This is a genomic window from Microbacterium barkeri (assembly GCF_027921765.1).
Taxonomy (GTDB): domain Bacteria; phylum Actinomycetota; class Actinomycetes; order Actinomycetales; family Microbacteriaceae; genus Microbacterium; species Microbacterium barkeri.
The window spans coordinates 67,627-92,652 of record NZ_BSEJ01000006.1 but is presented as its reverse complement, the minus strand read 5'-3'; the positions used below and the strand labels follow the sequence as shown (position 1 = coordinate 92,652).

At 72.5% G+C, this 25,026-nt stretch carries 19 protein-coding genes and 1 tRNA gene; 18 read left to right on the top strand and 2 right to left on the bottom strand.

The features are described from left to right. Window positions 1-14: 14 nt before the first annotated feature. Window positions 15-1,373, bottom strand: a complete 1,359-nt coding sequence (radA, locus tag PKE79_RS07905; protein WP_271173143.1) for a DNA repair protein RadA — start codon at window positions 1,371-1,373, stop codon at window positions 15-17. A 178-nt stretch (window positions 1,374-1,551) separates the two neighbouring features. On the opposite strand from radA, the gene PKE79_RS07900 reads away from it, so the two are divergent. From PKE79_RS07900 to PKE79_RS07835, 14 genes are all read left to right on the top strand, one after another. Further along, entirely contained in the window at window positions 1,552-3,201 is a 1,650-nt protein-coding gene (locus PKE79_RS07900; RefSeq protein ID WP_271173142.1) for a TIGR04028 family ABC transporter substrate-binding protein, read from the top strand. Between the two features lie 7 nt (window positions 3,202-3,208). Then, window positions 3,209-4,171: an ABC transporter permease gene (locus PKE79_RS07895; protein WP_271173230.1), complete on the top strand. Its 963-nt coding sequence runs from the start codon at window positions 3,209-3,211 to the stop codon at window positions 4,169-4,171. Beyond that, window positions 4,168-5,007 carry an ABC transporter permease gene (locus PKE79_RS07890; RefSeq protein WP_271173141.1) on the top strand — a complete coding sequence of 280 codons (840 nt, stop codon included), beginning with the start codon at window positions 4,168-4,170 and terminating at the stop codon, window positions 5,005-5,007. The genes PKE79_RS07895 and PKE79_RS07890 overlap by 4 nt, the downstream gene beginning before the upstream one ends. Next, window positions 5,004-6,653: a dipeptide ABC transporter ATP-binding protein gene (locus PKE79_RS07885; RefSeq protein WP_271173140.1), complete on the top strand. Its 1,650-nt coding sequence runs from the start codon at window positions 5,004-5,006 to the stop codon at window positions 6,651-6,653. The genes PKE79_RS07890 and PKE79_RS07885 overlap by 4 nt, the downstream gene beginning before the upstream one ends. Further along, window positions 6,650-7,717, top strand: a complete 1,068-nt coding sequence (locus PKE79_RS07880; RefSeq protein WP_271173139.1) for a putative FMN-dependent luciferase-like monooxygenase — start codon at window positions 6,650-6,652, stop codon at window positions 7,715-7,717. The genes PKE79_RS07885 and PKE79_RS07880 overlap by 4 nt, the downstream gene beginning before the upstream one ends. After that, entirely contained in the window at window positions 7,714-8,316 is a 603-nt protein-coding gene (locus tag PKE79_RS07875) for a CMD domain protein (RefSeq protein ID WP_271173138.1), read from the top strand. Before PKE79_RS07880 ends, PKE79_RS07875 begins: the two co-directional genes overlap by 4 nt. Continuing rightward, window positions 8,313-8,936: an alkylhydroperoxidase domain protein gene (locus PKE79_RS07870; protein ID WP_271173137.1), complete on the top strand. Its 624-nt coding sequence runs from the start codon at window positions 8,313-8,315 to the stop codon at window positions 8,934-8,936. Before PKE79_RS07875 ends, PKE79_RS07870 begins: the two co-directional genes overlap by 4 nt. Beyond that, window positions 8,933-9,580 (top strand): VOC family protein, encoded by a 648-nt coding sequence (locus PKE79_RS07865; RefSeq protein WP_271173136.1) that lies wholly within the window; start codon window positions 8,933-8,935, stop codon window positions 9,578-9,580. Before PKE79_RS07870 ends, PKE79_RS07865 begins: the two co-directional genes overlap by 4 nt. A gap of 106 nt (window positions 9,581-9,686) precedes the next feature. After that, entirely contained in the window at window positions 9,687-12,125 is a 2,439-nt protein-coding gene (locus PKE79_RS07860; protein ID WP_271173135.1) for a glycoside hydrolase family 2 protein, read from the top strand. A gap of 200 nt (window positions 12,126-12,325) precedes the next feature. After that, entirely contained in the window at window positions 12,326-14,029 is a 1,704-nt protein-coding gene (locus PKE79_RS07855) for an ABC transporter substrate-binding protein (RefSeq protein WP_271173134.1), read from the top strand. A 40-nt stretch (window positions 14,030-14,069) separates the two neighbouring features. Next, window positions 14,070-15,059, top strand: a complete 990-nt coding sequence (locus tag PKE79_RS07850) for an ABC transporter permease (RefSeq protein WP_271173133.1) — start codon at window positions 14,070-14,072, stop codon at window positions 15,057-15,059. A 1-nt stretch (window position 15,060) separates the two neighbouring features. Continuing rightward, on the top strand, window positions 15,061-16,074 hold the full coding sequence (locus PKE79_RS07845) for an ABC transporter permease (RefSeq protein ID WP_271173132.1): 1,014 nt from the start codon (window positions 15,061-15,063) through the stop codon (window positions 16,072-16,074). Continuing rightward, window positions 16,071-16,958 (top strand): ABC transporter ATP-binding protein, encoded by an 888-nt coding sequence (locus PKE79_RS07840; protein ID WP_271173131.1) that lies wholly within the window; start codon window positions 16,071-16,073, stop codon window positions 16,956-16,958. The genes PKE79_RS07845 and PKE79_RS07840 overlap by 4 nt, the downstream gene beginning before the upstream one ends. Further along, on the top strand, window positions 16,955-17,848 hold the full coding sequence (locus tag PKE79_RS07835; protein WP_271173130.1) for an ABC transporter ATP-binding protein: 894 nt from the start codon (window positions 16,955-16,957) through the stop codon (window positions 17,846-17,848). Before PKE79_RS07840 ends, PKE79_RS07835 begins: the two co-directional genes overlap by 4 nt. Before the next feature lie 74 nt (window positions 17,849-17,922). Here the strand turns inward: PKE79_RS07835 and PKE79_RS07830 are convergent, their stop codons facing one another. Further along, window positions 17,923-20,034: a glycoside hydrolase family 36 protein gene (locus PKE79_RS07830; RefSeq protein WP_271173129.1), complete on the bottom strand. Its 2,112-nt coding sequence runs from the start codon at window positions 20,032-20,034 to the stop codon at window positions 17,923-17,925. A 113-nt stretch (window positions 20,035-20,147) separates the two neighbouring features. Between PKE79_RS07830 and PKE79_RS07825 the strand changes: the two genes are divergently transcribed. The 4 genes from PKE79_RS07825 (at window position 20,148) to PKE79_RS07810 (ending at window position 24,758) form a co-directional block, all read left to right on the top strand. Beyond that, window positions 20,148-21,299, top strand: coding sequence for an ROK family transcriptional regulator (locus tag PKE79_RS07825; RefSeq protein WP_271173128.1), 1,152 nt, complete (start codon window positions 20,148-20,150; stop codon window positions 21,297-21,299). A gap of 79 nt (window positions 21,300-21,378) precedes the next feature. Then, window positions 21,379-23,529, top strand: a complete 2,151-nt coding sequence (locus tag PKE79_RS07820) for an alpha-galactosidase (RefSeq protein WP_271173127.1) — start codon at window positions 21,379-21,381, stop codon at window positions 23,527-23,529. A 52-nt stretch (window positions 23,530-23,581) separates the two neighbouring features. After that, a complete protein-coding gene (locus PKE79_RS07815; protein ID WP_271173126.1) occupies window positions 23,582-24,622 on the top strand; it encodes an alpha-hydroxy acid oxidase in 1,041 nt (346 codons plus the stop codon). A gap of 45 nt (window positions 24,623-24,667) precedes the next feature. Beyond that, window positions 24,668-24,758: transfer RNA gene (locus PKE79_RS07810), tRNA-Ser, on the top strand. Window positions 24,759-25,026 lie beyond the last annotated feature (268 nt).

The window sequence follows — 25,026 nt, the reverse complement described above, 5'->3', positions numbered from 1 at the left end:
CGGGGCGCGCCTGATCAGAAGTCGGCGAACCCCGTGTGCTGCGGGACGAGGTGCAGCGACCGCATGTCGTTGAGCGCCGACGTGAGCTTGCCCGAGCGGTCGTCGACCACGCGCGTGTAGCCGAGGCGCGCCGCCTCGGCACGCCGCTGCGCGCCCTGCGTGACCGGACGCACGTCGCCCGCGAGGCTGAGCTCGCCGACGGCGGCCACGTTGCGGGCGATCGCATGGTTCCGCACCGATCCGGCCACGGCGATCGCGATCGCGAGATCGGCGGCGGGCTCGGTGAACTTCACACCGCCGACGGTCGACACGTACACGTCGAGCTCGCTCGTCTTGATGCCGGCGCGGCGCTCGAGCACGGCGAGCACCATGGCCACGCGCGACGGATCGACGCCGTGGACGACGCGGCGCGGGTTGTTCGCCGACGTCGGAACGGTGAGCGCCTGCACCTCGACGGGGAGCGCCCGCCGCCCCTCGAGGGCGATCGAGATGCACGTGCCGGGCTCGGGGCTGCCCTGCGAGAGGAACAGCGCACTGGGATCGGGCACCTCGACGATGCCGTCGCCCGCCATCTCGAAGCAGCCGACCTCGTCGGCCGCGCCGAAGCGGTTCTTGAGCGCGCGGATGAACCGCAGGCTCGTCTGCCGGTCGCCCTCGAAGTGGCACACGACATCGACGAGGTGCTCGAGGAGGCGCGGGCCGGCGACCTGGCCGTCCTTCGTGACGTGCCCGACGAGGATGACAGGGAGGTCGCGCTCCTTCGCGACGCGGATGAGCGTCGACGCGACCTCGCGCACCTGCCCCGGCATGCCCGCCGCGCCGTCCGACAGGGACGACGAGATCGTCTGCACCGAGTCGATGATGACGAGCGCGGGCTGGACCGCGTCGATGTGCCCGAGGATCCGCGCGAGATCGGTCTCGCTCGCGAGGAACAGCTCGTCGTGCAGCGCACGGGTCCGCTCGGCGCGCAGGCGCACCTGCCCGGGCGACTCCTCGGCACTCACGTAGAGCACGCGGCGCCCCTCGCGCGCCGACTGCGCCGCGACCTCGAGCAGCAGGGTCGACTTGCCGACGCCGGGCTCGCCGGAGAGCAGGATGGCCGCGCCCGGCACGATGCCGCCGCCGAGCACGCGATCGAACTCGCCGACGCCGCTCGCGCGGCGCGGCGTCTCGGCCGTGCTGATCGACGTGATCGGACGCGCGGACGCGGTGGGGATCATCGGCGCGACGCGACGGCCCGCGTCGGCGGGCGCCGCCGCCTCGGACACGGTGTTCCACTGCTGGCACTCGCCGCAGCGCCCGACCCACTTGGGGCTCGTCCAGCCGCACTCGCTGCAGACGTAGGCGGGCGGGGCGGGGCGCTTCGAGACCATGCTCCTCAGCGTACGAGGGGGCACCGACATCCGATCGATCGGCGCGTGCGGGAATCCCTACCGGATCGACAGACTTTACGCTGCATGAAGCGCGTCAGCGCCCATCGGCTCCGCCTGTGGTGGACTGGATCCATCGGCCCCCGAGCCGATGCCCTTGCCCTGTCCCGAGGAGACTCCCATGTCCCGATTCCCCCGCGCCGCGCTCGCCGCGGCATCCGTCGTCACGGCAGCAGCGCTTCTCGCCGGCTGCTCGGGTGGCACGGCCCCCACGGAGTCCGCCGGCTCTGGCGAGCCCCAGCAGGGCGGCACGCTCACGTACCTCGAGCCGCAGACGTGGCTCACCCTCTACCCGCCGGCCGGAGGCTTCTACCCCAACGGCGGCATCATCAACAACATCACCGACCGCCTGCTCTACCAGAACCCCGAGACGCTCGAGCTCGAGCCGTGGATCGCGGAGGACTGGGAGGTCAACGAGGACGCGACCGAGTACACCTTCACCCTGCGCGAGGGCGTGACGTACTCCGACGGGTCGCCGCTCGACGCCGAGAACGTCGTGCGCAACATCGACCTCTTCGGAAAGGGCGACCCCGACCGTGCCCTCACCGTGTCGGAGGCCATCAACAACTACGACCACGGAGAGGTCGTCGACGAGCGCACGGTGAAGTTCCACTTCACGGCGCCCTCGCCCGGCTTCGCGCAGGCGGTCTCGACGATCAACTCGGGCCTGCTCTCGAACGAGACGCTCGAGCGCACGGGCGAGGAGTTCGGCCCGGGCAACGCGACCGAGATCATCGGCAGCGGCCCGTTCGTCGTCGCCGACGAGGAGATCGGCACCGAGATCTCGCTCGAGGCGCGCGAGGACTACGACTGGGCGCCGCCGTCGCTCGAGCACCAGGGCCGCGCGTACCTCGACGGCATCGACTACCTCGTCGTGCCCGAGGACAGCGTGCGCGTCGGCACCGTGACGGCTCAGCAGGCGCACATCGCCCGCCAGATCGAGGCGCCCGACGAGCCCCAGTTCGCCGCCGACGGCCTCTCGCTGCACGCCGCCGCGACGAACGGCGTCAACAACGGCCTGAGCTTCCGCTTCCGCGACCCGCTCCTCGAGGACATCCGCGTCCGCCAGGCGCTCATCGCGGGCATCGACCGCGAGGAGATCGTCGAGACGCTCTTCACGGACAGCTACCCGCTCGCGACCGGCGCGCTCGCCGAGACCGCGCTCGGCTACACCGACACCTCCGAGTACTACGAGTACGACCCCGAGAAGGCCGCCGACCTGCTCGACGAGGCGGGCTGGGAGCTCGGCTCCGACGGCGTCCGCGAGAAGGACGGCGAGAAGCTCAGCCTCACGTTCAACGAGGCGCTCCCGCAGCCGCGCTCGAAGGAGGTCGTCACGCTCATCCAGCAGCAGCTGGGCGAGCTCGGCGTCGAGGTGAACCTCCTGCCGGGCGACCAGGCAGCGCAGGACGCCGCTCGCGGCGAGGTCGGCACGCTGCAGGTGTACCACTCGATGGTCGGCCGCGCCGACTTCGACGTCCTGAAGTCGCAGTACCACTCGGGCAACCGCAACACGCTGCTGAACGGCTACCCCGACGGCTCGGTCGGCGACGAGGAGCTCGACGCGCTCCTGCAGGAGATCGCCTCGAGCCCCACCGAGGAGGGCCGCGCCGAGGCGTCGGCCGCGGCGCAGCAGCGGATGGCCGAGCAGGCCTACATCCTGCCGATCTTCGAGGAGCCGCAGGTGTTCGGCTATGTCGACGCCGTGCAGGGCTTCCGCACCGAGTCGGTCGGGCGTCCGCTGTTCTACGACACGTGGCTCAGCAAGTAGTCCCTTGCTGACCTACGTCCTGCGACGCGCCGGACAGGCGCTGCTGGTGCTCGTGCTCGCCTACACGGCGGCGTACGTGCTCCTCGCGGCCCTGCCCGGCGACGCCGTGCTCGCCCGGTACGGCAACCCCGATCTCGGCCTCACGCCCGAGCAGCTCGAGCAGATCCGCGCCGCGTACGGCGTGGACCGCCCGCTCGTCGTGCGCTACCTCGAGTCGGCCGCGGGCTTCCTGCGCGGCGACTTCGGCTTCTCGGTGCAAAGCGGCGCCGCCGTGTCCGACCTCATCGCCGTGAACCTGCCCGCGACGCTGACCCTCGCGGTGCTCGGGCTCGGCGCGGCGATCTTCCTCGCCGTCACGATCGCGTTCACCGCGACGTACGGCGGATGGCGGTGGCTGCGTCGCGCGTTCCGCTCGATCCCGCCGTTCTTCGTCTCGCTGCCGGTCTTCTGGGTGGGCATCATCCTCATCCAGATCTTCTCGTTCCAGCTCCGGCTCATCCCCGCGATCGGCGCCGACCCCGTCCAGTCGCTCATCCTGCCCGTCGCGACCCTCGCCATCCCGATCGCCGCGCCCCTCGCGCAGGTGCTCATGCGCAGCATCGACGAGGTGCGCGAGCGCCCGTTCGTGGCGGTGGTCCGCGCACGCGGGGCGAGCACGTCGTGGCTGCTCTGGCGCAACGTCGCCCGCAACGCGCTCCTGCCCACCCTCACGATGGCGGGCCTGCTGTTCGGCGAGCTCGTCGGCGGCGCGGTCGTCACCGAGACCGTGTTCGCCCGCAACGGCATCGGCCAGATCACGGCGCAGGCCGTCGCGAACCGCGACACCCCCGTCCTCCTCGCGGTCGTCGTCATCTCGACGGTCACGTTCGTCGTCATCAACCTCGTCGTCGACCTGCTGTACCCCGTGCTCGATGCGCGGCTGCGCACCCGCGCGTCGGCGCGCCCCGCGCGGAAGGGAGCCGTCCGATGACCGCCATCGCCCCCGGCCGCGCGCGCCGCGGCCTCGGCCGGTCGCTCGCGCGCCCCGGCTTCATCATCCCCGTCGTCGTCCTCGTCGTCGCGCTCGCCTGGGCGATCGCACCCGGCCTCTTCACGGGCATCAGCCCGACCGACACCGTCGCGCCGTCGCTGCAGGCGCCGAGCGCCGCGCACTGGTTCGGCACCGACGCCACGGGGCGGGATGTCTTCGCGCGCGTCGTGCACGGCGCCTCCCAGTCGATCAGCGGCGCGCTCATCGCGGTGCTCGTCGGCCTCGTCGTCGGCACCGCCCTCGGCGTCACCGCCGGCGCGACCGGCGGCGTCGTCGACGAGGTGCTCATGCGCATCGTCGACGTGCTGCTCGCCATCCCCGCGCTCCTGCTCTCGCTGAGCGTCGTCATCCTGCTCGGCTTCGGCACGACGAACGCCGCGATCGCCGTCGGCGTGACCTCGATCGCCGTGTTCGCGCGCCTCGCGCGGTCGGAGGTCGTGAGCGTGCGCGTCAGCGAGTTCGTCGAGGCCGCGTACGGCTCGGGCGGGACCTTCCTCAGCGTGCTGTGGCGGCACATCCTGCCCAACTCGCTCACGCCCGTGATCGCCCTCGCCGCGCTGCAGCTCGGCTCGGCCATCCTGCAGATCTCGACCCTCGGCTTCCTCGGGTACGGCGCCCCGCCGCCCACGCCCGAATGGGGTCTCCTCATCGCGGAGGGCCGCGACTACGTCGCGACCGCGTGGTGGCTGACCGTCCTGCCCGGCGCCGTCGTCGTCGCGGTCGTGCTCGCGACGAACCGGCTGAGCCAGGCCATCCGAGGAGGCGAGCCGGCATGACCGAACCGCTGCTGTCCATCCGCGACCTCGCCGTGCAGTACCGCACGGCGCACGGCCCGGTCGACGCCGTCCGCGGCGCCTCGTTCGATGTCGAGGCCGGCAGGGTCACGGCCCTCGTCGGCGAGTCGGGCTCGGGCAAGACGACCGTCGCCCAGTCGGTGATCGGCCTGCTCGCCTCGAACGGGCACGTCTCGCGCGGGAGCATCCGGCTCGCCGAGCGGTCGGAGGGCCCCACCGAGCTCGTCGGGCTGAGCGAGCGTCGGTGGCGCCATCTCCGCGGCCGCTGCATCGGGCTCATCCCGCAGGACCCGGGCAACTCGCTCAACCCCGTCGCGACGATCGGCGCGAGCGTCGGCGAGGCGCTGCGGATCCACGGCTGGCGCGATCGCCGCAAGATCGAGGCGCGTGTGCTCGACCTGCTCGAGCGCGTCGACATCGACGACCCCGAGACGCGTGCGCGCCAGTACCCGCACGAGCTGTCGGGCGGGATGCGTCAGCGCGTGCTCATCGCCGCCGCGCTCGCGCTCGAGCCCGAGCTCGTGATCGCCGACGAGCCGACGAGCGCGCTCGACGTGACCGTCCAGCGCACCGTCCTCGACCTCCTCGACCGTCTCCGCGAGGAGACCGGAACGGGCATCCTCTTCATCACGCACGACCTCGCCGTCGCGGCCGACCGCTCCGACGACATCGTCGTCATGCGCGGGGGAGAGGTGCAGGAGGAGGGGCCGTCGGCGGCCGTGCTCACGGCGCCGCAGTCGCCGTACACGCGCACGCTGCTCGCCGACGCGCCGTCGCTCGCGCAGGTCGTCGAGCGCACGCCGCCCGCGGTCGACCCCGGAGCGCGTCCGCTCGTCGAGGTGACCGGTCTCCGCCAGGAGTTCGCCCGCGGGGCGGGGCGGGCGCCGCTCGTCGCCGTCGACGACGTGTCGTTCGCGATCCCGAAGGGGACGACGCACGCGCTCGTCGGCGAGTCCGGGTCGGGCAAGACGACCACGGGGCGCAGCATCGCCGGCTTCAACCGCCCGACCGCGGGGTCCATCCGCGTGGGCGACGTCGACGTGACCGCACTGCGGTCGGCGCGGGAGTTCCGCCGCACGACCCAGCTCGTCTACCAGAACCCGTACGGCTCGCTCGATCCGCGCCAGACGATCGCGAGCATCCTCGCCGAGCCGCTCGAGAACTTCGGCCTGGGCGACCGGGCGGAGCGCGCGGACCGCGTCGCGCACCACCTCGAGCTCGTCTCGCTCGCGCCGGAGATCGGACGCCGCCGGCCGCGCGAGCTCTCGGGCGGGCAGCGGCAGCGCATCGCGATCGCCAGGGCGCTCATCCTCGAGCCGGAGCTCGTCGTGCTCGACGAGGCCGTCTCAGCGCTCGATGTGACGGTGCAGGCGCAGATCCTGCGCCTGCTCGCGCGCCTGCAGAGCGAGCTCGGGCTCACCTACGTCTTCATCTCGCACGACCTCGCTGTCGTGCGGCAGATCGCCGACACCGTGTCGGTGCTGCAGCGGGGCCGGCAGGTCGAGCACGGCACGGCCCAGCAGGTGTTCGACGACCCGCAGGACCCGTACACACGGCAGCTGCTCGCCGCGATCCCCGGGACGACGTTCCGCGAGGCCGACGGGCACGCGCAGGAGGGAGCACGATGACCGGACCGCGTCTGGGATTCTTCTCGCGCCTTCTCGAGGAGGCGCCGGCGGCGGACCGCTATCGGTTCGCGCTCGAGCAGATCGCGCAGGCCGAGGAGTCCGGCTTCGCGTCGGCGTGGGTCGCGCAGCACCACTTCGGCGAGCACGAGGGCGGGCTCCCATCGCCGTTCGTTCTCCTCGCGGCGGCGGCCGAGCGCACGACGCGCATCGGCCTCGGCACGGCCGTCCTCACCCTGCCGATCGACGACCCGGTGCGCGCCGCCGAGGACGCGGCCGTGCTCGACCGTCTGAGCGACGGGCGCGTGCAGCTCGGCGTCGCCTCGGGCGGCACTCCGTCGTCGTTCGCCGCGTTCGGGCAGGACGCCGCGCGCCGCCGCGAGATCTTCGCGGACCACTTCGCCGTCCTCCTCGATGCGCTCGAGGGGCGCGGCATCCGCGGCACCGCGTCGCGCATGTACCCCGACGGCGGCGATCTCGCACGGCGCCTGTGGCAGGCGACGTTCTCGGTCGACGGAGGGCGCCGTGCCGGCGAGCGCGGCGACGGGCTCATGCTCTCGCGCACGCAGCCGCGCCCCGAGGGAGCGGCCGACGCGCCCCTGCACACGGTGCAGCTGCCGATCATCGAGGCGCACCGAGACGCGCTTCCCGACGGCGCGCCCGCGCGCGTCCTCGCGTCGCGCACGGCGGTCGTCGTCGACCCCGAGAACCGCACGCGCGTGCTCGAGCTCGCGCAGGATGGCCTGCGTCGGCTCGCCGAGACCATGTTCGGCCTCGACGCCGACCGGCTCGGGATCGACGAGCTCGTGCGCATCACCGACACCCACATCGGCACGGTCGACGAGGTCGTCGCGACGCTCGCGGCCGACGCGGCGATCTCCGCCGCGACCGATGTGTCGTTCCAGGTGCACTCGGTCGCGGCGCCCCACGAGCTCACGCTCCGCTCCCTCGAGCTGCTGGCGACCGAGGTCGCCCCGCGGCTCGGGTACGCGACCGGCGCCGACGCGGCGTCGTCGCTGCGCACCGCGCACCATCCGCTCGTCCCCGCAACCGAAGGAGCCTCATGAGCCAGAACGCGGACATCATCGATCTGCTCGCGGGCGTCGCCCCGGGCAGCGCGCTGTCGGCCATCCGAGACCAGCGCCCCCAGGCGCGCGAGAACGCGCAGCGCAGCTTCGAGGCGCTCCTCGAGCCGGCCGACCCCGGCACGTTCCCGCTCTCAGAGCGCTACGCGGTCGCCGCCTTCGTCGCCCGCCTGCACGGCTTCGACGCCGCGACCGACTTCTACGCCGATGTGCTCGGCGACGAGGCGCCCGAGCTCGTCGCGCCGGTCGACGCGGCCGCCGCGAGCGGTGCGACGACGGGTCCGTACGGGGTCTACCGCGAGCCCGGTCTCGCTGGCGAGAGCCGCGAGGGGCTCGTCTGGACGGCCGACGCCGGAGCACTCGGCGAGCGGCTCGCCGCCGCGCTCACGCACGCGCACCTGCTCGTCTTCCGCCCGCGCGAGGCGCGGCCGGAGGCGCTCCAGGCGCTCGTCGACGCGGGCTGGAGCGCAGACGACATCGTCACGCTCTCGCAGCTCGTCGCCTTCCTGTCCTTCCAGCTCCGCGCGGCCTGGGGCCTGCGCGTCCTGGCCGCCCACCCCGCAGAAGGGAGCGTCGCATGAGCGAGCTCGTCACCGCGTACCCCGACCTCGCCCGCCCCGAGGCGTTCACGCAGCAGGGCCTCGGCTGGGTGCCGTGGCTCCTGCCCGTCGCCGAGGACGAGCTGACCGACGCGCAGCGCGAGGCGCTCATCGAGCCGGCGCGCGCGAAGATGCCGTACTTCCGACTGCTCGCGCGCGATCCCGAGGCGCTCAGGGCCCGCACGCTGACCGACCTCGACATCTTCTTCAACGTCTCGAGCGGCGTCGGCCGAGCCGAGCGCGAGCTCGCGGCGGCCGCCACGTCGCGGCACAACGGCTGCGTGTTCTGCGCGCACGTGCACGCGGCAGCGGCGACGCGCGAGTCGGGCCGGGAGGACGACGTGCAGCGCCTCCTCGACGAGGGCGTCGGCGCCGACCTCGGCGACGACACCTGGAACGCGATCGTGGCGTCGTCGGTCGCGCTCGCCGAGACGCCGCTCGCGTTCGACGGCGACGACGTCGCCCGCCTCCGCGAGGCCGGCCTCGACGACGCCGAGATCGTCGACGTGATCAACGGCGCCGCGTTCTTCAACTGGGCGAACCGGCTCATGCTGTCGCTCGGCGAGCCCGAGGTGCCGGCCCGACGTCGCGGCGGCGCATGAGCATCCCGCGGCTCCTCGACCACGTCGTGATCGCAGGCCCCGATCTCGACGCGCTCGTGCGGTGGTTCGCGCAGGAGACCGGGGTGAGCGCCGCGCCCGGCGGCGTGCATCCCACGGGCACCGCGAACGCGCTCGTCGCCCTCACGGTCGCCGGAGAGCGCGGCCCGCAGTACATCGAGCTCATCGGCCCCGACCCCGACCGGAAGGACGCCGCGCTCCCGACGAAGTTCGGCATCGCGGGCCTCACCGCGCCGAGCGTGCAGACGTACGCCGTGCACCCCGACGACCTCGACGCGACGGTCGCCACGGCGCGCGAGCGGGGGTACGACCCGGGCCCGATCGAGCCGCTGTCGCGGCGCACACCCGACGGGGAGCTCCTCGAATGGCGCCTCACGCGCGGCGAGGACGTCCGGCTGGACGTGCCGTTCCTCATCGACTGGGGCGCGACCGCGCAGCCCGGACTGTCGGCCATCCCCGCGATCGAGCTCGTGTCGCTCGTCCGCGTGGAGCCCGACCCCGCGCCCCTGCGCCGTGAGCTCGACGCCCTCGGCCTGGGCGACGGCGTCGCGGAGGTCGAGGAGGGCGCTCCCGCCGGCTACCGCCTCACGCTGCGCCGCGACGACGGGCGCGTGGTCGTTCTGTAGCGGGTCGTCCGCCGGGTTTCCCTCTCGCGTTGTGCGCCATAGTTTGTAAGACTATGGAACTAAGTACAGCGCTCCGCCGAGTGGGCGCCCGAGGCGAAGGAGCCGCATGACCGTCATCCCGCTGTCCGAATCCTGGACCGTGACCGCCCTCTCCGGCCCCGCGCCCGAGGGCGTCGCCGGCCGGGCCATCCCCGCGACCGTTCCGGGGTCGGTGCACCTCGATCTGCTGCGCGCGGGTCTCATCGACGAGCCGTTCGACGGCGACAACGAGACGACGCAGCAGTGGATCGGCGATGTCGACTGGCGCTTCGAGACGACGTTCCGGTGGCATGAGGACGGCTCGGAGCGCCGCGACCTCGTCGCCGAGGGTCTCGACACGCTCGCGACGATCACGCTCAACGGCGTCGAGATCGGCCGCACCGAGAACCAGCACCGAAGCTACCGCTTCGACCTCGGCGCCGCGCTCGTCGAGGGCGAGAACGCGCTCCGGATCGACTTCGACGCGCCCGTGCCCGCCGCGCACGAGCGCTCGGAGCGGCACGGGGCGCGCCCGCACGTGAATCACCATCCCTACAACGCGCTGCGCAAGATGGGCAGCAGCTTCGGGTGGGACTGGGGCATCGACGTCGCGGCGTCGGGCATCTGGAAGCCGATCCGGATCGAGACGTGGTCGACCGCGCGCATCGCGTCCGTGCGCCCGCTCGTCGACGTCGAGGGCACGACCGGCGTGCTCGAGGCCCACGTCGCGATCGAGCGGGCCGACGGTCTCCGCCGTGGCCCGCTGCGGGTGGAGGTCGAGATCGACGACCGCGTCGCGCAGGTCGAGGTCGCGCCGGGGGAGACCTCCGCGCGCGTCCGCGTCGAGGTGCCCGACGCCGACCTGTGGTGGCCCCGCGGCCACGGCGCGCAGCCGCTCTACGACGTCGCCGTGCGCCTCGCGGATGTCGACGCGTGGCGGGGGCGGGTCGGCTTCCGCACCGTGCACGTCGACATCGCCCCCGATGAGGACGGCAGCCCGTTCGCCCTCCACGTGAACGGCCGGCTCATCCACGTGCGCGGCGCGAACTGGATCCCCGATCACGCGTTCCTCACCGAGGTCGACCGGGACCGGTACGCGCGCCGCATCGCCGGCGCCACCGAGGCCAACATGAACCTCCTGCGCGTGTGGGGCGGCGGGATCTACGAGTCCGACGACTTCTACGACCTCTGCGACGAGCAGGGCGTGCTCGTCTGGCAGGACTTCCTCCTCGCATGCGCCGCGTACGCTGAGGAGGAGTGGCTCTCGCGCGAGATCGAGGCCGAGGCCCGCGAGGCCATCACGCGCCTCTCGCCCCATCCGTCGCTCGTCATCTGGAACGGCAACAACGAGAACATCGTCGCCTATGCCGACTGGGGGTGGCGCTCGAAGCTCGGCGGACTCACGTGGGGCGAGGCGTACTACCGCCGGATGTTCCCCGCGCTCCTCGCGGAGCTCGACCCGACGCGCTTCTACTCCGCGGGCAGCCCGTACTCGTTCTCGTCGTACCTCAGCCCGAACCTCGACCAGTACGGCACCGTGCACATCTGGGACGTGTGGAACACCAAGGACTACGCCTCGTACCGCGAGTGGAAGCCGCGCTTCGTCGCCGAGTTCGGGTTCCAGGGCCCGCCCGCGTGGACGACGCTCACGGATGTCGTGCACGACGCGCCGCTCGACCCCCAGGGGGCGCAGATGCTCGTGCACCAGAAGGCGTGGCAGGGCAACATCAACCTCGAGCGCGGGTACGGGCCGCACCTGCCGGCCCCGAAGACGATCGACGACTGGCACTGGGCGACGCAGCTGAACCAGGCGGCCGCGCTGCGGTTCGGCATCTCGTACTTCCGGTCGCTCTCGCCGTACAACACCGGGACGATCGTGTGGCAGCTGAACGACGACTGGCCCGTCATCTCGTGGGCCGCCGTCGACTTCGCCGAGCGGCGCAAGCCGCTCTGGTACGCGCTCAAGGCCGTGTACGCGCCGCGGTTCGCGACGATCCAGCCGGCCGGAGACGGGCTCGCGGCGGTGCTCCTCAACGACGCCGACGAGGCGTGGAGCGGCGACCTCGTCGTGCGCCGGCTCGCGTTCGACGGCACCGTGCGGGCCGAGGCGGTCATCGCCGCCGAGGTCGAGGCGCGCGGTGCCGCCACGGTCGCCCTGCCGGCCGAGGTCGCGGCAGCGGGCGAGCCGACCGGCGAGGTGCTCGTCGTCGATGCGGCCGGCTTCGGGCGCGCGCTGCACGACTTCGCCGAGGTGGTCGAGCAGTCGCTCGATCGCGCGCCGCTCGAGGTGCGCGCCGAGCGGGCGGATGGCGCGGTGCGGGTGCACGTGACGGCCCGCTCGTACGTGCGCGACGTCTTCCTCCTGGCCGATCGCGGCCACCGCGATGCCGCCGTCGACACGGGGCTCGTGAGCCTGCTCCCCGGCGAGGAGCACGTCTTCACCGTGACCGGAGCGCCCGAGGATGTCGACCCGTCGGCGTTCACCGCTCCGCTCGTCCTCCGGCACGCGGGCGACCTCAGGGCCTGACGCCGCGCCATCCCTCGCCCGCCCACGCCGCAGCTCCGCGGCGTGGGCGGGCTCTTTGTTCCATTCGTTACGAAACGCCCTTGACCGAGTTCGTTTCAGTGCGTAACAATGGTCGCAACGGGAGCCCGCCTCCCGGAACCCTGGTCTCCAGGGCTCGTCGACGCCGACGGCCTCCGCCGCGGCGTGAGGAAAGGACAACGATGTTTCTTCGCACAGCACGCGGACGCCGCGCCTCCCTGGCGCTCGCCGCAGGGGCCGCCGCCCTCGGCCTCGCCCTCACCGCCTGCGCGCCCTCGGGCGGCGCCTCGGGCTCCAACGGCGGCTCCGGCTCCGCCGACACCCTCGTCGCCTACACCGGCCAGTCCGGCGACTACCAGATCAACTTCAACCCGTTCTCGCCCTCGAAGATCGGCGGCCTCGGCACGATCTACGAATCCCTGTTCTTCGTCACCAACGCGAACACGAACGACTACGTGCCGCTGCTCGCGACCGAGTACGCCTGGAACGAGGACGGCACGCAGCTCGACATCACGCTCCGCGACGGCGTGACCTGGACCGACGGCGAGGCGTTCGACGCCGACGACGTCGTCTTCACCTTCGAGCTCATCCGCGACAACCCGGCGCTCAACACGGGCGGCTTCAACGGCGAGGTCACCAAGGTCGACGCGACGCACGTCTCGATCGCGTTCCCCGAGCCCGCGTTCGTCACCGGCCCGGAGGTGCTCGGCAAGACCTTCATCGTGCCCGAGCACCTGTGGGGCGACGTCGACCCCACGACCGACGTCATGGCCGAGCCGGTCGGCACGGGGCCGTACGTCCTCGGCGAGTTCAAGCCGCAGGCGTTCACGCTCTCGGCCAACGAGGACTACTGGGGCGGCGCTCCCGCCGTGAAGAACGTCCGCTACCTGTCGCTGTCGGGCAACACGGCCGGCGCCGACGCGCTCGCCGCGGGCACGATCGACTGGCAGACGGGCCCCGTGCCCGACATCGAGAACGTTTCGGAGAACTACCCCGGCTACGAGGCGATCACGGTGCCCATGAACCAGATAGCGCTCCTGTCGTGCTCGAACGCCGACCTCGGCTGCGAGGGCCCGCAGACCGACCCGGCCGTCCGTCAGGCCATCTACTACGCCATGGACCGCGACCAGCTCAACGCCCTCGCGTTCCAGGGCACGGCGAGCGAGATGTCGCCGACGTTCGCCCTGCTTCCCGCGCAGGAGCAGTTCATCTCGGCGGAGATCGACGAGAAGGTCGCGCCCGCGAAGACCGACCTCGACAAGGTCGACGAGATCCTCACGGGCGCGGGCTACGAGAAGGGCTCGGACGGCATCTACGCGAAGGACGGCGTCAAGCTCGAGCTCACCGTCGAGGTCGTGACGGGCTGGACCGACTACATCACGGCGATCGACACGATGTCGCAGCAGCTGAAGGCGGCCGGCATCGGCCTCTCGGCGTCGCAGTCCTCGTGGAACGAGTGGACCGACAAGAAGAGCAAGGGCACGTACCAGCTCGCGATCGACTCGCTCGGCCAGGGCGCGGTGAGCGACCCGTACTACCTGTACAACAACTTCCTCTCGTCGGCGAACACCGCCGAGGTCGGCCAGGCGGCTCCCGTCAACGTGGCGCGCTTCAGCGACCCGGCCGTCGACGAGGCGCTCGCCGTCCTCAAGCGCACGAACCCGGACGACACCGCGACGCGGCAGGAGCAGTTCGACGTCATCCAGGCGGCGATCGTCGAGGACATGCCCTACATCCCGATCCTGACCGGCGGCACGACCAGCGAGTACAACGTCGAGAAGTTCAGCGGATGGCCGACCGAGGACGACCTGTACGCGTTCCCGGCCGTGTGGGCATCGCCTGACAACGCCGAGGTCTTCAAGGCCCTCGAGCCGACGGGCAAGTGACCGTGGCCGAGGAGGAGTTCGAGACGGGAGGCGCGACCTCATGAGCTATTTCCTGCGCAAGCTGGGCTTCTACCTCGTCGCCCTGTGGGCGGCGCTGACGCTCAACTTCCTCATCCCGAGGCTGCTCCCGGGCAACCCCGTCGACATCCTGCTCGCCAAGCTCCAGCAGCGCGGCGGCACGGTGACGGCGGAGACCCGGGCGGCCTACGAGCTCCTCCTCGGCGGCAACACGTCGGAGCCGCTCATCGTGCAGTACGGGAGCTACCTCGTGAACGTGCTGCGCGGCGACCTCGGCCTGTCGGTGACCTACTTCCCGGCGCCGGTCACGGAGGTCATCGGGCAGTCCCTGCCGTGGACGATCGCCCTCATCGGCATCGCGACGGTGCTCTCGTTCGTCATCGGCGTCGGCCTCGGCGCCCTCGTCGGGTGGAAGCCCGGCACGTGGCTCGACTCCCTCGTGCCGGCGACCACCCTGCTGGCAGCGGTGCCCTACTTCTGGCTCGCGCTCATCCTCGTCTACTTCTTCGCGACCCTGCTCGGGATGTTCCCCTCGCAGGGCGGGTACGACGTGGCGCTCAACCCGGGGTGGAACGCCGAGTTCATCGGCTCCGCCGTCTACTACGGCTTCCTGCCGGCGCTGACGATCGTCATCGCCTCGTTGGGCGGATGGCTGCTGGGCATGCGCAACATGATGGTCTCGACCCTCTCGGAGGACTACATCCTCACCGCCCACGCGAAGGGTCTGCCGGCGTCGCACATCCTGCGCAGCTACGCGGCGCGCAACGCCGTGCTGCCGTCGATCGCGGGCTTCGCGATCTCGCTCGGGTTCGTCGTCGGCGGGTCCGTCGTCACCGAGCAGGTGTTCTCGTACCCCGGGATCGGATCGAAGCTCCTGTCGGCGGTCACGAACAACGACTACGCGCTCATGCAGGGGCTGTTCCTCTTCATCACCCTCGCGGTGCTCGGCGCGAACCTCGTCGTGGACCTGTTCTACGGCCTCATCGACCCCCGCACGCGGGCCCGGAGCTGACATGACCAACATCGCCCCCAGGACAGAGCCCTCCGTCGCCGAGGCGACCGAGGCGATCGTCTCGCGCACCGCGCGCGAGCAGCGTGCCGACCGCGTGCGCCGCTCGCGCTCGGCGCTGCGGCAGATGCTCCCCACGATGACACCGTGGCTCGCGCTCGGGCTCGCGCTCATCGGCGGCATCACCCTGTTCGGCCTCATCGCCCCCTTCTTCGTGGGCGACCCGAGCGCCATCCGCGACATCGGGCTCACGCCGCCATCCGCGGAGTTCCTCCTCGGCACGACCCAGACCGGCCAGGACGTCTTCGCTCAGCTCGCGATCGCGACGCGCGGGTCGCTCGAGATCGGCCTCATCGTCGGCGTGCTCGCGACCGTGCTGTCGGCCTTCTTCGGCATCCTCGGCGCGTACATCGGCGGCTTCGCCGACGAGGCCTTCTCGCTCTTCTCGAACGTGTTCCTCGTCATCCCGGGCCTCCCGCTCGTGATCGTCATCTCAGGCTTCGTGCCCGCCGAGGCGCGCGGCCTCTGGACGATCGCGGTCGTCCTCGCCGTGACGAGCTGGGCGGGGTCGGCGCGCGTCCTGCGGGCCCAGACCCTGTCCATCCGCAGTCGCGACTACGTCGCGGCGTCGAAGGTCGCCGGCGAGCGGGCGTGGCGCGTGATCGCGGTCGAGATCCTCCCGAACCTCCTGCCCGTGCTCGCGTCGCAGTTCGTCTTCGCCGTCATCGCGGCGATCCTCGGCGAGGCCGGCCTGTCGTTCCTCGGCCTGGGCGCTTCGAACTCGTCGACGCTCGGCACCATGCTCTTCTACGCGCAGAACGGGTTCGCCCTGCCGCTGGGCGCCTGGTGGTGGTTCGTCCCGCCGGGCCTCGTCATCGCGCTGTTCGGGATGGGCCTGTCGCTCGTGAACTTCTCGATCGACGAGATCATCAACCCCAAGCTCAAGAACGTGCGCCTCCACGCGCGTCGCGAGCGTCGCGCGCGCCGTGAGGCCCGCAGGAAGGAGCGTGCGGCATGAGCGCGACGACAGCGCGCCGGCCCGTCCTCACCATCGACGACCTCTCGGTCGTGTACGAGGTGGAGCAGCCCGTGACGGCCGTGAAGGGCGCGTCGTTCGAGCTCGCGGCGGGGGAGATCCTCGGCCTCGCGGGCGAGTCGGGCTGCGGCAAGACGACCCTCGCCTACGCCGTGAACCGGCTGCACAAGCCGCCGGCCCGCATCGCGAGCGGCAGCATCGTGTTCCACGACCGAGAGGGCGGCGACGTCGACCTGCTCGCCCTCGCCGACGAGGAGCTGCGCGCCTTCCGCTGGTCGAAGCTCTCCATGGTGTTCCAGGGCGCCATGAACGCGCTCAACCCGGTCATCAGCATCCGCGCGCAGCTCGAGGACGTGCTCGTCGCGCACCGACCGCGGATGTCGAAGGCCGAGCGGCGCGAGCGCGCGGCGGATGTCCTGCGCCGCGTGGGCGTGGATCCGTCGCGCCTGACGTCGTTCCCGCACGAGCTCTCCGGCGGCATGCGCCAGCGGGTCATGATCGCGATGGCGATGATCCTCGAGCCCCAGGTCATGATCATGGACGAGCCCACGACGGCGCTCGACGTGGTCGTGCAGCGCGACATCCTGCGCGAGATCGTCCGCCTGCGCGACGAGCTGGGCTTCGCGGTGATCTTCATCACGCACGACCTGCCGCTGCTGCTCGAGATCAGCGACCGCATCGCGGTCATGCTGCGCGGGGAGATCGTCGAGCTGCGCGCGGCCGACGACATGTACCGCGATCCTCACCACGAGTACACGAGGAAGCTCCTCGGCTCGTTCCCCAGCCTCAGCGGCTCGCGCGGGGCGTTCATCCGATCCGGCGTCGACGAGTCGCCGGTCGCCGACGGAGCGGAGGCTCGAGCATGACCATGGTGCGCGTCACGGACCTCGTGAAGGAGTTCAGCGTGCGGGAGGGCTTGCGCCGCAGGCGGTTCCGCGCGGTCGACCGGGTCTCGTTCGAGCTCGTGCCCGGGCGCACGGTCGCGCTCGTGGGCGAGTCGGGGTCGGGCAAGTCGACGATCGCGCGGATCCTCTCGAAGCTCGAGCACCCGACGTCGGGAGAGATCGACGTGCGGCAGGCGGATGGCCGCCCGGTCGCCCCGGCCGAGTACCGGCGCCACGTGCAGATGGTCTTCCAGGATCCGTTCGCGTCGCTCAACCCGTTCCACTCGATCGAGCACCACATCGCGCGGCCGCTGCGGATCCATCGGCGCACGCGCGGCGCCGACGAGACGCACGAGCGCGTGATCGAGATGCTCGAGCGCGTGAACCTCGATGCGTCGTTCGCATCGCGTCGCCCGCACGAGCTCTCGGGCGGGCAGCGGCAGCGCGTGGCGATCGCGCGGGCGCTGGCACCTGGCGCGCAGGTCGTGCTCGCCGACGAGCCGGTGTCGATGCTCGACGTGTCGATCCGGCTCGGGGTGCTGAACCTCCTCGGCCGGCTGCAGCGCGAGGACGACCTCGCGGTGCTCTACATCACGCATGACCTCGCGACCGCACGGCACTTCTCCGACGAGATCCTCGTGCTGTACAAGGGGCGCGTCGTGGAGCGCGGCCCGGCCGACGCGGTCATCCTCGACCCGCAGCACGACTACACGCGCCTGCTCGCGATGGCCGCGCCCGACCCCGAGCGGGTGGGCAAGGTCGTGAGCGGCGAGGCGGCGCCCGACCGGGCGAAGCTCGACAACGCCGTGTGCTTCAACCACTTCACGGGCGAGTGGGAGGGCGCGCGCACCGCTCCCGCCAGCGCGGCCTGACAGACCCTGCATGTCTCGTTCTCCCTGGCTTTCCCGACCGGATGGCCGCGGGAAGCGAGACATGCAGAGGGGTGCTAGGCGATCCAGACCTCGAGGACGCGCGCGGAGGGCTCGGCCGTCGGGGCCGTCATCTCGAGGACGCCGGTCTCGGCATCCCAGCTCCACGACCATCCGCCCTCGCTCGACGGGAAGAACGGCGCGACCTCGAGGGCGCGTCCGCGCGCCCAGGGCAGCGACAGCCGTGCCGACGCGTCGCCGCGCCGCCGCCACACCGAGACGTAGGCGTGGCCGTCGAGCGCGAGGCCGAGGGAGACCCAGTCGTCCTCCCACGCCGGGAGGCCGAGCGGCCAGATCGGCCGGCGCGACCGGATGTCGCCGAGCACGGCCTTATGCGCCGAGACTGCGTCGCGGACTGCCGCCCGCTCGTGCGGGGCCATCCGGTTGAGGTAGCCCGACAGGTACATGCGGCCGAGCACTCCGTTCGCCAGCGCGAACGTGCGCTCCTCATCGGTCATCCCGGCCTGCGGATAGGCCCAGTTGCCGGCCTGCTCGGGGAGGATGGATGCGGGCGCCGCCGCGGCGATCGACGCGTACGCCACGGGGTCCTGCTGGTCGGAGGTCGACTGCAGGTGCAGGCGCGAGAGCATCGCGTAGTCCATCCGCATGGCGCCCGACGCGCAGTTCTCGATGAGGAGATCCGGATGGCGCGCCTGCACGCCGTCGATCCAGTCGAGAACCGCGCGCGCGTGCTCGAGCAGCCCGTGCCCGGGCGCGAGGCCGTCGCGGTCGGTGCCGGGGCCGGTCATCGTGTTCTCGTCCATCTTGATGAACGCGACCCCGTACTCCCCGACGAGCCGGTCGACGACCGCGTCGAGGTGCGCGCGGGCGGCGGGGTGCCGCAGATCGAGCAGGTGCCGCCCGTGCTCGGCGATGCGCACGCCGCCGCGCGAGAAGAACGCGGCGTCGGGCAGCGTCTGCGCGAGCGGCGACCGCACGCCGATCACCTCGGGCTCGAGCCACAGGCCGGGGGTCATCCCGCGCGAGCGGATGTACGCGGTCGCCTCGCCGATTCCGCCCGGGAAGCGCGCGGTCGACGGCTCCCACGCGCCGACGCCGTCCCACCAGTGCCCGTCGGCGTACCAGCCGGCGTCGATGCAGAACGTGTCGGCCCCGGCCTCGGCCGCGGCGTCGATGAGCGGCAGGAGCTTCTCGGTCGTCGGGTCGCCCATGAGCGTGTTCATGTAGTCGTTGAAGACGAGGGGCAGCGCGTCGTCGGCGTCGCGCGGGCGGCGGATGGCGCGGCGCTGGTCGGTGAGCGCTTGCAGCGCCGCCTCCACGCCGCCCTCGGCGACCGCGATCGACACCGGCGCGGAGGTGAACGTCTCCCCGTCGCGCAGCCGCACGGACCACTGGTGCTCCTGGTCCGTCGGGCCGGACAGCAGCAGGTAGGCGCCGTGCCCGTTCTCGCCGAGCTCGGCGACCCACGGCCCGTTGTGCTCGATCTGCCACGCGAGCGCGTAGTCGTCGCGCGCGGACGCGATGACCCCGGTGGGCGCCTTCTCGCCGCTCGACCACGACCCGCGGTTGCCGAGCGCGAGGCGCGTGCGGGGCGGCTGGTGGTTGTGCGCGGCGCGGCCCACGTCGACGAGGCCCGCCTCGCGCAGCGGCTGCACGCGCCACCTGCTCTCGGCGATCCAGTCGCTGTCGGCGTGCGCGACGACGATGTCGTCGACGGATGCCGTGCGCGCGTCGGCGAGGAACGAGCCGGTCGCGAAGCTCGACACGAAGTCGACGACGAGGTCGCCGTCGACCGCGACCTCGGTCCACGCGCGCAGCGCCGGTGCGGACGCATGCGCCGCGAGCACGCTCGTGACGCGGAGCCCTCGCGACGCGTCCTCCTGGCGCACGCGCAGCTCGCGCCATCCGTCCTGCTCCGACTCCTCGTGGCCGACGTAGCGCAGCGCGCGCCCGATCACGGTGTCGACGTGGCGGAAGCTGCCGGGGAACCGGCCGTGGCCGAACGCCGACAGCTCGACGAGAGGCTGCTCGCCGTGTCCCTCGGGCAGCACGGGAGCGGGCGCCGGAGACCCGGATGGCCGGATCGCGAGCACCGAGACGGGCCCGTCCTCGGGCAGGGCGAGGGCGACCTGGACGCGCTCGGCGCGCCAGTGCAGGGTCTCGGGCACGACGGATCCTCCGTGATCTCGGGTGTCGCGGCGGGGCGCTGCCGCGTGTGTACTGTGATCTTTCCAGCGCGGGTGGCCGAGCACAAGCGAGTATGTTCAGAAGGGTGACAAACATGGACGTCGAGGACACGGCGCTCCCGGGCGGCGAGATCGGCGAGATGTCGCCGGCGATGCGGGCGGCGCTTCTCGAGGTGCTCATCCACGGCGAGCTCCCGCGCGCCGAGATCGCGCGCCGTCTCCACCTCTCCCGCGCGAGTCTCACCCGCATCACGCGCTCCCTCGTCGACGCCGGTCTGCTCACCGAGGGCGGCACGCGCCTCATGGCGCAGACGGGGCGTCCGTCCGAGATGCTGCATCTGCGCGCGTCGGCTCGCCACTTCCTCGGGATCAAGCTCACCGGCGACACGCTCTACGCGGTCGTCACCGACCTCTCGGCGTCCGCCGTCGAGAGCACCGAGCGTCCGCTCGCATCGCGCGAGCCCGCGGATGTCGTCGCCGAGATCGCCGACGTGGCGCGCGGATACGCGGCGGACTACCCGACGCTGACGTCGGTGGGGATCGCGATCGCGGGCCGCGTGAGCCAGGGTGCGGACGGAGCGCTCGTCGAGCGGTCGTTCTTCCTCGACTGGACCGACGTGCCGCTCGGGGCGCTCGTGCGCGACGCGACCGGGCTTCCGTGCGCCGTGGAGAACGACGTGCAGGCGCTCACGGCGACCGAGCACTGGTTCGGGGCGGGGGCGGGCATCGACGACATGGTGCTCATCACGGTCGGCGCGGGCATCGGCTGCGGGCTCGTCGTGAACGGCCGGCCGGTCGACGGCGCGCACAATCGCGCGGGCCAGATCAGCCACCTCATCGTCGACGAGGCCGGGCCGCGATGTGGCCTCGGCCACCGCGGCTGCGCGTCGAGCCTGCTCGTGAACAGCGCGATCGTGAACGCCTACCGGCGCCCGGGCGTCGAGTACGAGGGCGTCGTCGAGGCCGCGCGCGCGGGCGACGAGCTCGCGCTCGCGGCGTTCGCCGACGCGGGTCGCGCGCTCGGCGTCATGATCGCGACGGTGGCGAGCCTCGTCGACCCCCAGAAGGTCGTCGTCACGGGAGACGGCATCGCCGTGGTCGAGCTCGCGGGCGACGCCCTGCGCGCAGCGCTCGACGAGCGGCTCGACAAGGACGCCGCTCCGGTCGATCTCGACGTGCGGACGTGGGACTTCTCGGAGTGGGCACGCGCGGGGGCCGGGCTGGCCATCCGCGCACTTCTCGCGTGAGTGTTTGTTTCAGCATTTGACAAAGTGATCCCCACGCGGGAACCTGGTCTCTGACGATGCCGTCGAGACGGAGGCCCGCATGACCATCACCTCAGCTCCCGTGAGCGCACCCCCGCGCACGACCGCGCTGTTCCGCGCCGCGGGCGCGGCGCTCATCGTGGCGTTCCGCGGCGAGGATCTCCCCGAGGTCCTCCACTGGGGCGCGGATCCGGGAGCGGTGGACGGGGCCGCGCTCGCCGCGCTGGACGCGGCGTCCGCACGTCAGATCACGGCGAGCGCACTCGACGAGGCGTGGCCGCTCACGGTGCTCCCGACCGAGCGCGACGGATGGCAGGGGCGCCCGGGCATCGCGGGCACGGTCGACGGCGCGCCGCTCCTGCCGGGGTGGCGCGTGGAGTCGGTCGAGAGCGATGACCGCGGCTTCGCCCTGCGGGCATGCGCGGACGGCCTCGTGCTCGAGAGCGCCCTGCGGTTCGACGCCGCGGGCATCCTGCGCGTCGACCACCGCGTCGAGAACGCGGGCGACGCCGTCGTCCACCTGGCGGCCCTCGATGCGACGCTGCCGGTTCCCGCGCGCGCGAGCGAGCTGCTCGACCTCGCCGGCCGCTGGACGCGCGAGCGCGCGCCGCAGCGCCGGCCGGTCGCCATGGGCTCGCACGCCCGCGACTCGCGGCGCGGGCGGACGGGGCATGACGCCCCGACGCTGACCGTCGTGGGGACGCCCGGCTTCGACGACCGCACGGGCGAGGCGTGGGCCGTGCACCTGGCCTGGAGCGGCGATGCGGTGTACCGCACCGACCGCCTCGCCGAGGGGCGGAACGTGCTCGGAGCGGGCGAGCTGCTCCGCACGGGCGAGATCGTGCTCTCGGCGGGCGAGGCGTTCGCCGCGCCGACGGCCTGGTTCGCGTGGAGCGACCGCGGGCTCGACGGGATCTCCTCGCGCTTCCACCGCTCGCTGCGCGCGCGCCCCGGCCATCCGCGCACGCCGCGACCGGTCGTGCTCAACACGTGGGAGGCGGTCTACTTCGACCACGAGCTCGAGCCGCTCATCGCGCTCGCGGATGCCGCGGCCGAGGTCGGCGTCGAGCGGTTCGTCCTCGACGACGGCTGGTTCCTGGCTCGGCGCAGCGACGGGGCGGGGCTCGGCGACTGGGCCGTCGATCCGGCCGTCTGGCCCGAGGGCCTGCACGCGCTCGTCGACCACGTGCGCGCGCGCGGCATGGGCTTCGGGCTGTGGGTCGAGCCCGAGATGGTCAACCCCGACTCCGATCTCGCCCGCGCGCACCCCGAGTGGGTGCTCGCGCCATCCGATCGCGCGACGCGCACCTGGCGTCACCAGCACGTGCTCGACGTCGCGCGCCCCGAGGTGGCCGAGTGGCTGCTCGCGACCCTCGGGGCCCTGCTCGACGAGTACCCGATCGAGTACCTCAAGTGGGACCACAACCGCGATCTGCTCGAGGCCGTGCACGCGGGGCGCGCGGGCGTCGACGCGCAGACGCGCGCGGTCTACGCGCTCCTCGACGAGCTGCGCCGCCGCCATCCGCACGTCGAGATCGAGTCGTGCTCGTCGGGCGGCGCGCGCGTCGACCTCGGCATCCTCGAGCGGACCGATCGCGTGTGGGCGTCGGACACGAACGACCCGCTCGAGCGCACGCGCATCCAGCGCTGGACCGAGCTGCTCCTGCCGCCCGAGCTCATCGGCAGCCACGTCGGCCCGACGCAGGCGCACACGACCGACCGCGTCACCGACCTGCGGTTCCGGATCGCGACGACGCTCTTCGCCTCGGCGGGCATCGAGACCGACATCACGCGCTTCACGGCCGACGAGCGCGCGCAGCTCGCCGAGTGGATCGCGGAGTACAAGCGCCTCCGCTCCCTCATGCACACGGGCGAGCTGCTGCACGACGCCGTCGCCGACGAGGGGGCCGCGCTCACGGGCGTCGTGTCGGAGGACCGCGCGCACGCGCTCTACCGGCTCACCCGCGAGGCGACGGGGGAGTGGGCCGTGCCGCCCGCGCTGCGCCTCCCGGGTCTCGACCCGTCGCGGACCTATCGCGTCGAGGTCGTCCGCGCGCTCACGACGGGCCACCTGCTCGACATGCGGCCGGTGCCGTGGGTCGCGGAGGGCTCGGTGACGCTGCCGGGCTCGCTGCTGTCGACGGTCGGCGTGCGCACGCCGCTGCTCGCCCCGGCGTCGGCGCTCGTGCTCGAGGCGACCGTGGTCGCGTGAGGCGCGCGGGAGGGGGAGCGGGTGGAGCGCGCGACGCGGGTACGGTGAGCGGATGACCCGTGCGGAGATCGAGCGGCTGCGCGAGCGCGCGCGGGCGCTGCTCCCCGCGCACGTGTTCGACTACGTCGCGGCGACGGCGGATGGCTCGAGCGAGGCCGAGGCGGATCGCTGGGATGCCGTGCGGTTCCGTCCGGCCGCCCTCCGCGGCGAGCTGGATGCTCAGGTCGCGACGACCGTTCTCGGAACGCCTGTCGACCATCCGATCCTCCTCGCGCCGATGGCGCAGCAGGTCGCGGCGCATCCCGACGGCGAGATCGAGATGGCGCGCGCGGCCGCGGCGTCGGGCACCCTGATCGGCGTCTCGACGAACACGGCGATCCCGTTCGCGCGCATCGCCGAGCAGGGGGCGCCGTGGTGGTTCCAGACGTATCTCCTCGCCGAGCCCGCTCTGACCTGGGCGCTCGCCGAGCGTGCGGCGGAGGCCGGGGCCGCGGCGATCCTGCTCACCGTCGAGCTCACGGCGCTGCGCGTCGAGCCGCACGTCGAGCCGGTGAACTGGCCGGAGGGGCCGGCCCGCGCGCGGCTCGCCAACCTCACGGCCGACGAGCGCGCCCTGCTCGGCGACCGTCCTGCGCGCAATCCGGGCCTCGATGACATCGCCCGACTGCGCGACGTGACCGGCCTGCCGGTCGTCGTGAAGGGCGTGCTGCGCGGCGACGACGCGCGTCGCGCGGTCGACGCGGGCGCGGCCGGCGTCGTCGTCTCGACGCACGGGCACCGGCGACTCGCCGGCTCGATCTCGGCGGTCGACGCTCTCGGCGAGGTGGTCGAGGCGGTCGGCGCGGACGCCGAGGTGTCCGTCGACAGCGGCATCCGCGACGGGCGTCACGTGCTGGCGGCCCTGGCTCTCGGTGCGCGGGCCGTCTTCGTCGGGCGCCCGGCCTGGTGGGCGCTCGCGGCGGACGGGGCGGATGGTGTCGCGCGGCTGCTCGACGGGATGGCCGACGAGCTGCGGCTCGCGCTGCTCCAGGCCGGGGTTGCGACGGGCGCCGAGGCGAGCGCCGCGCGACTCGCCCGGGTGACGGGATGGTGAACGCTCGATTCGCGTCTGGGGCGCAGTTGTCCTAAGCTTGTCCGCGGTGACGTGTCCGAGCGGCCGAAGGTGCAACTCTCGAAAAGTTGTGTAGGGTAACCCCCTACCGTGGGTTCAAATCCCACCGTCACCGCCACCCGAAACCCCCTCCTCGTGAGGGGGTTTCGTCGTTGTAGAACGCGGTGATCCGCACGATCTTCGACGACGCCACCGACTCCGTCCGGATGATGAAGCGGATGAGCGACGGCAAAGCGCGTGGCACAGAGCGCGAGCTCCTCGGGCCCTCCGTGCGGGGATTCCGCGGGTCATCGGCGATCGTCTGGCACATCGACGGCACATTGCTTGTTCCTGTCGTTCTCCCGTTCCTACAGTGCGAGCAGCACCTCGTCGCCCCTCACGAGAGC

What these genes read in the sequence shown, in the direction of transcription:
- PKE79_RS07870 (WP_271173137.1), top strand. Translation starts at nt 8,313, where the DNA reads ATGAGCGAGCTCGTCACCGCGTACCCCGACCTCGCCCGCCCCGAGGCG.
- PKE79_RS07825 (WP_271173128.1), top strand. Translation starts at nt 20,148, where the DNA reads ATGGACGTCGAGGACACGGCGCTCCCGGGCGGCGAGATCGGCGAGATG.
- PKE79_RS07900 (WP_271173142.1), top strand. Translation starts at nt 1,552, where the DNA reads ATGTCCCGATTCCCCCGCGCCGCGCTCGCCGCGGCATCCGTCGTCACG.
- PKE79_RS07820 (WP_271173127.1), top strand. Translation starts at nt 21,379, where the DNA reads ATGACCATCACCTCAGCTCCCGTGAGCGCACCCCCGCGCACGACCGCG.
- PKE79_RS07840 (WP_271173131.1), top strand. Translation starts at nt 16,071, where the DNA reads ATGAGCGCGACGACAGCGCGCCGGCCCGTCCTCACCATCGACGACCTC.
- PKE79_RS07815 (WP_271173126.1), top strand. Translation starts at nt 23,582, where the DNA reads ATGACCCGTGCGGAGATCGAGCGGCTGCGCGAGCGCGCGCGGGCGCTG.
- PKE79_RS07875 (WP_271173138.1), top strand. Translation starts at nt 7,714, where the DNA reads ATGAGCCAGAACGCGGACATCATCGATCTGCTCGCGGGCGTCGCCCCG.
- PKE79_RS07850 (WP_271173133.1), top strand. Translation starts at nt 14,070, where the DNA reads ATGAGCTATTTCCTGCGCAAGCTGGGCTTCTACCTCGTCGCCCTGTGG.
- PKE79_RS07860 (WP_271173135.1), top strand. Translation starts at nt 9,687, where the DNA reads ATGACCGTCATCCCGCTGTCCGAATCCTGGACCGTGACCGCCCTCTCC.
- PKE79_RS07855 (WP_271173134.1), top strand. Translation starts at nt 12,326, where the DNA reads ATGTTTCTTCGCACAGCACGCGGACGCCGCGCCTCCCTGGCGCTCGCC.
- PKE79_RS07890 (WP_271173141.1), top strand. Translation starts at nt 4,168, where the DNA reads ATGACCGCCATCGCCCCCGGCCGCGCGCGCCGCGGCCTCGGCCGGTCG.
- PKE79_RS07845 (WP_271173132.1), top strand. Translation starts at nt 15,061, where the DNA reads ATGACCAACATCGCCCCCAGGACAGAGCCCTCCGTCGCCGAGGCGACC.
- PKE79_RS07880 (WP_271173139.1), top strand. Translation starts at nt 6,650, where the DNA reads ATGACCGGACCGCGTCTGGGATTCTTCTCGCGCCTTCTCGAGGAGGCG.
- radA (WP_271173143.1), bottom strand. Translation starts at nt 1,373, where the DNA reads ATGGTCTCGAAGCGCCCCGCCCCGCCCGCCTACGTCTGCAGCGAGTGC.
- PKE79_RS07865 (WP_271173136.1), top strand. Translation starts at nt 8,933, where the DNA reads ATGAGCATCCCGCGGCTCCTCGACCACGTCGTGATCGCAGGCCCCGAT.
- PKE79_RS07835 (WP_271173130.1), top strand. Translation starts at nt 16,955, where the DNA reads ATGACCATGGTGCGCGTCACGGACCTCGTGAAGGAGTTCAGCGTGCGG.
- PKE79_RS07885 (WP_271173140.1), top strand. Translation starts at nt 5,004, where the DNA reads ATGACCGAACCGCTGCTGTCCATCCGCGACCTCGCCGTGCAGTACCGC.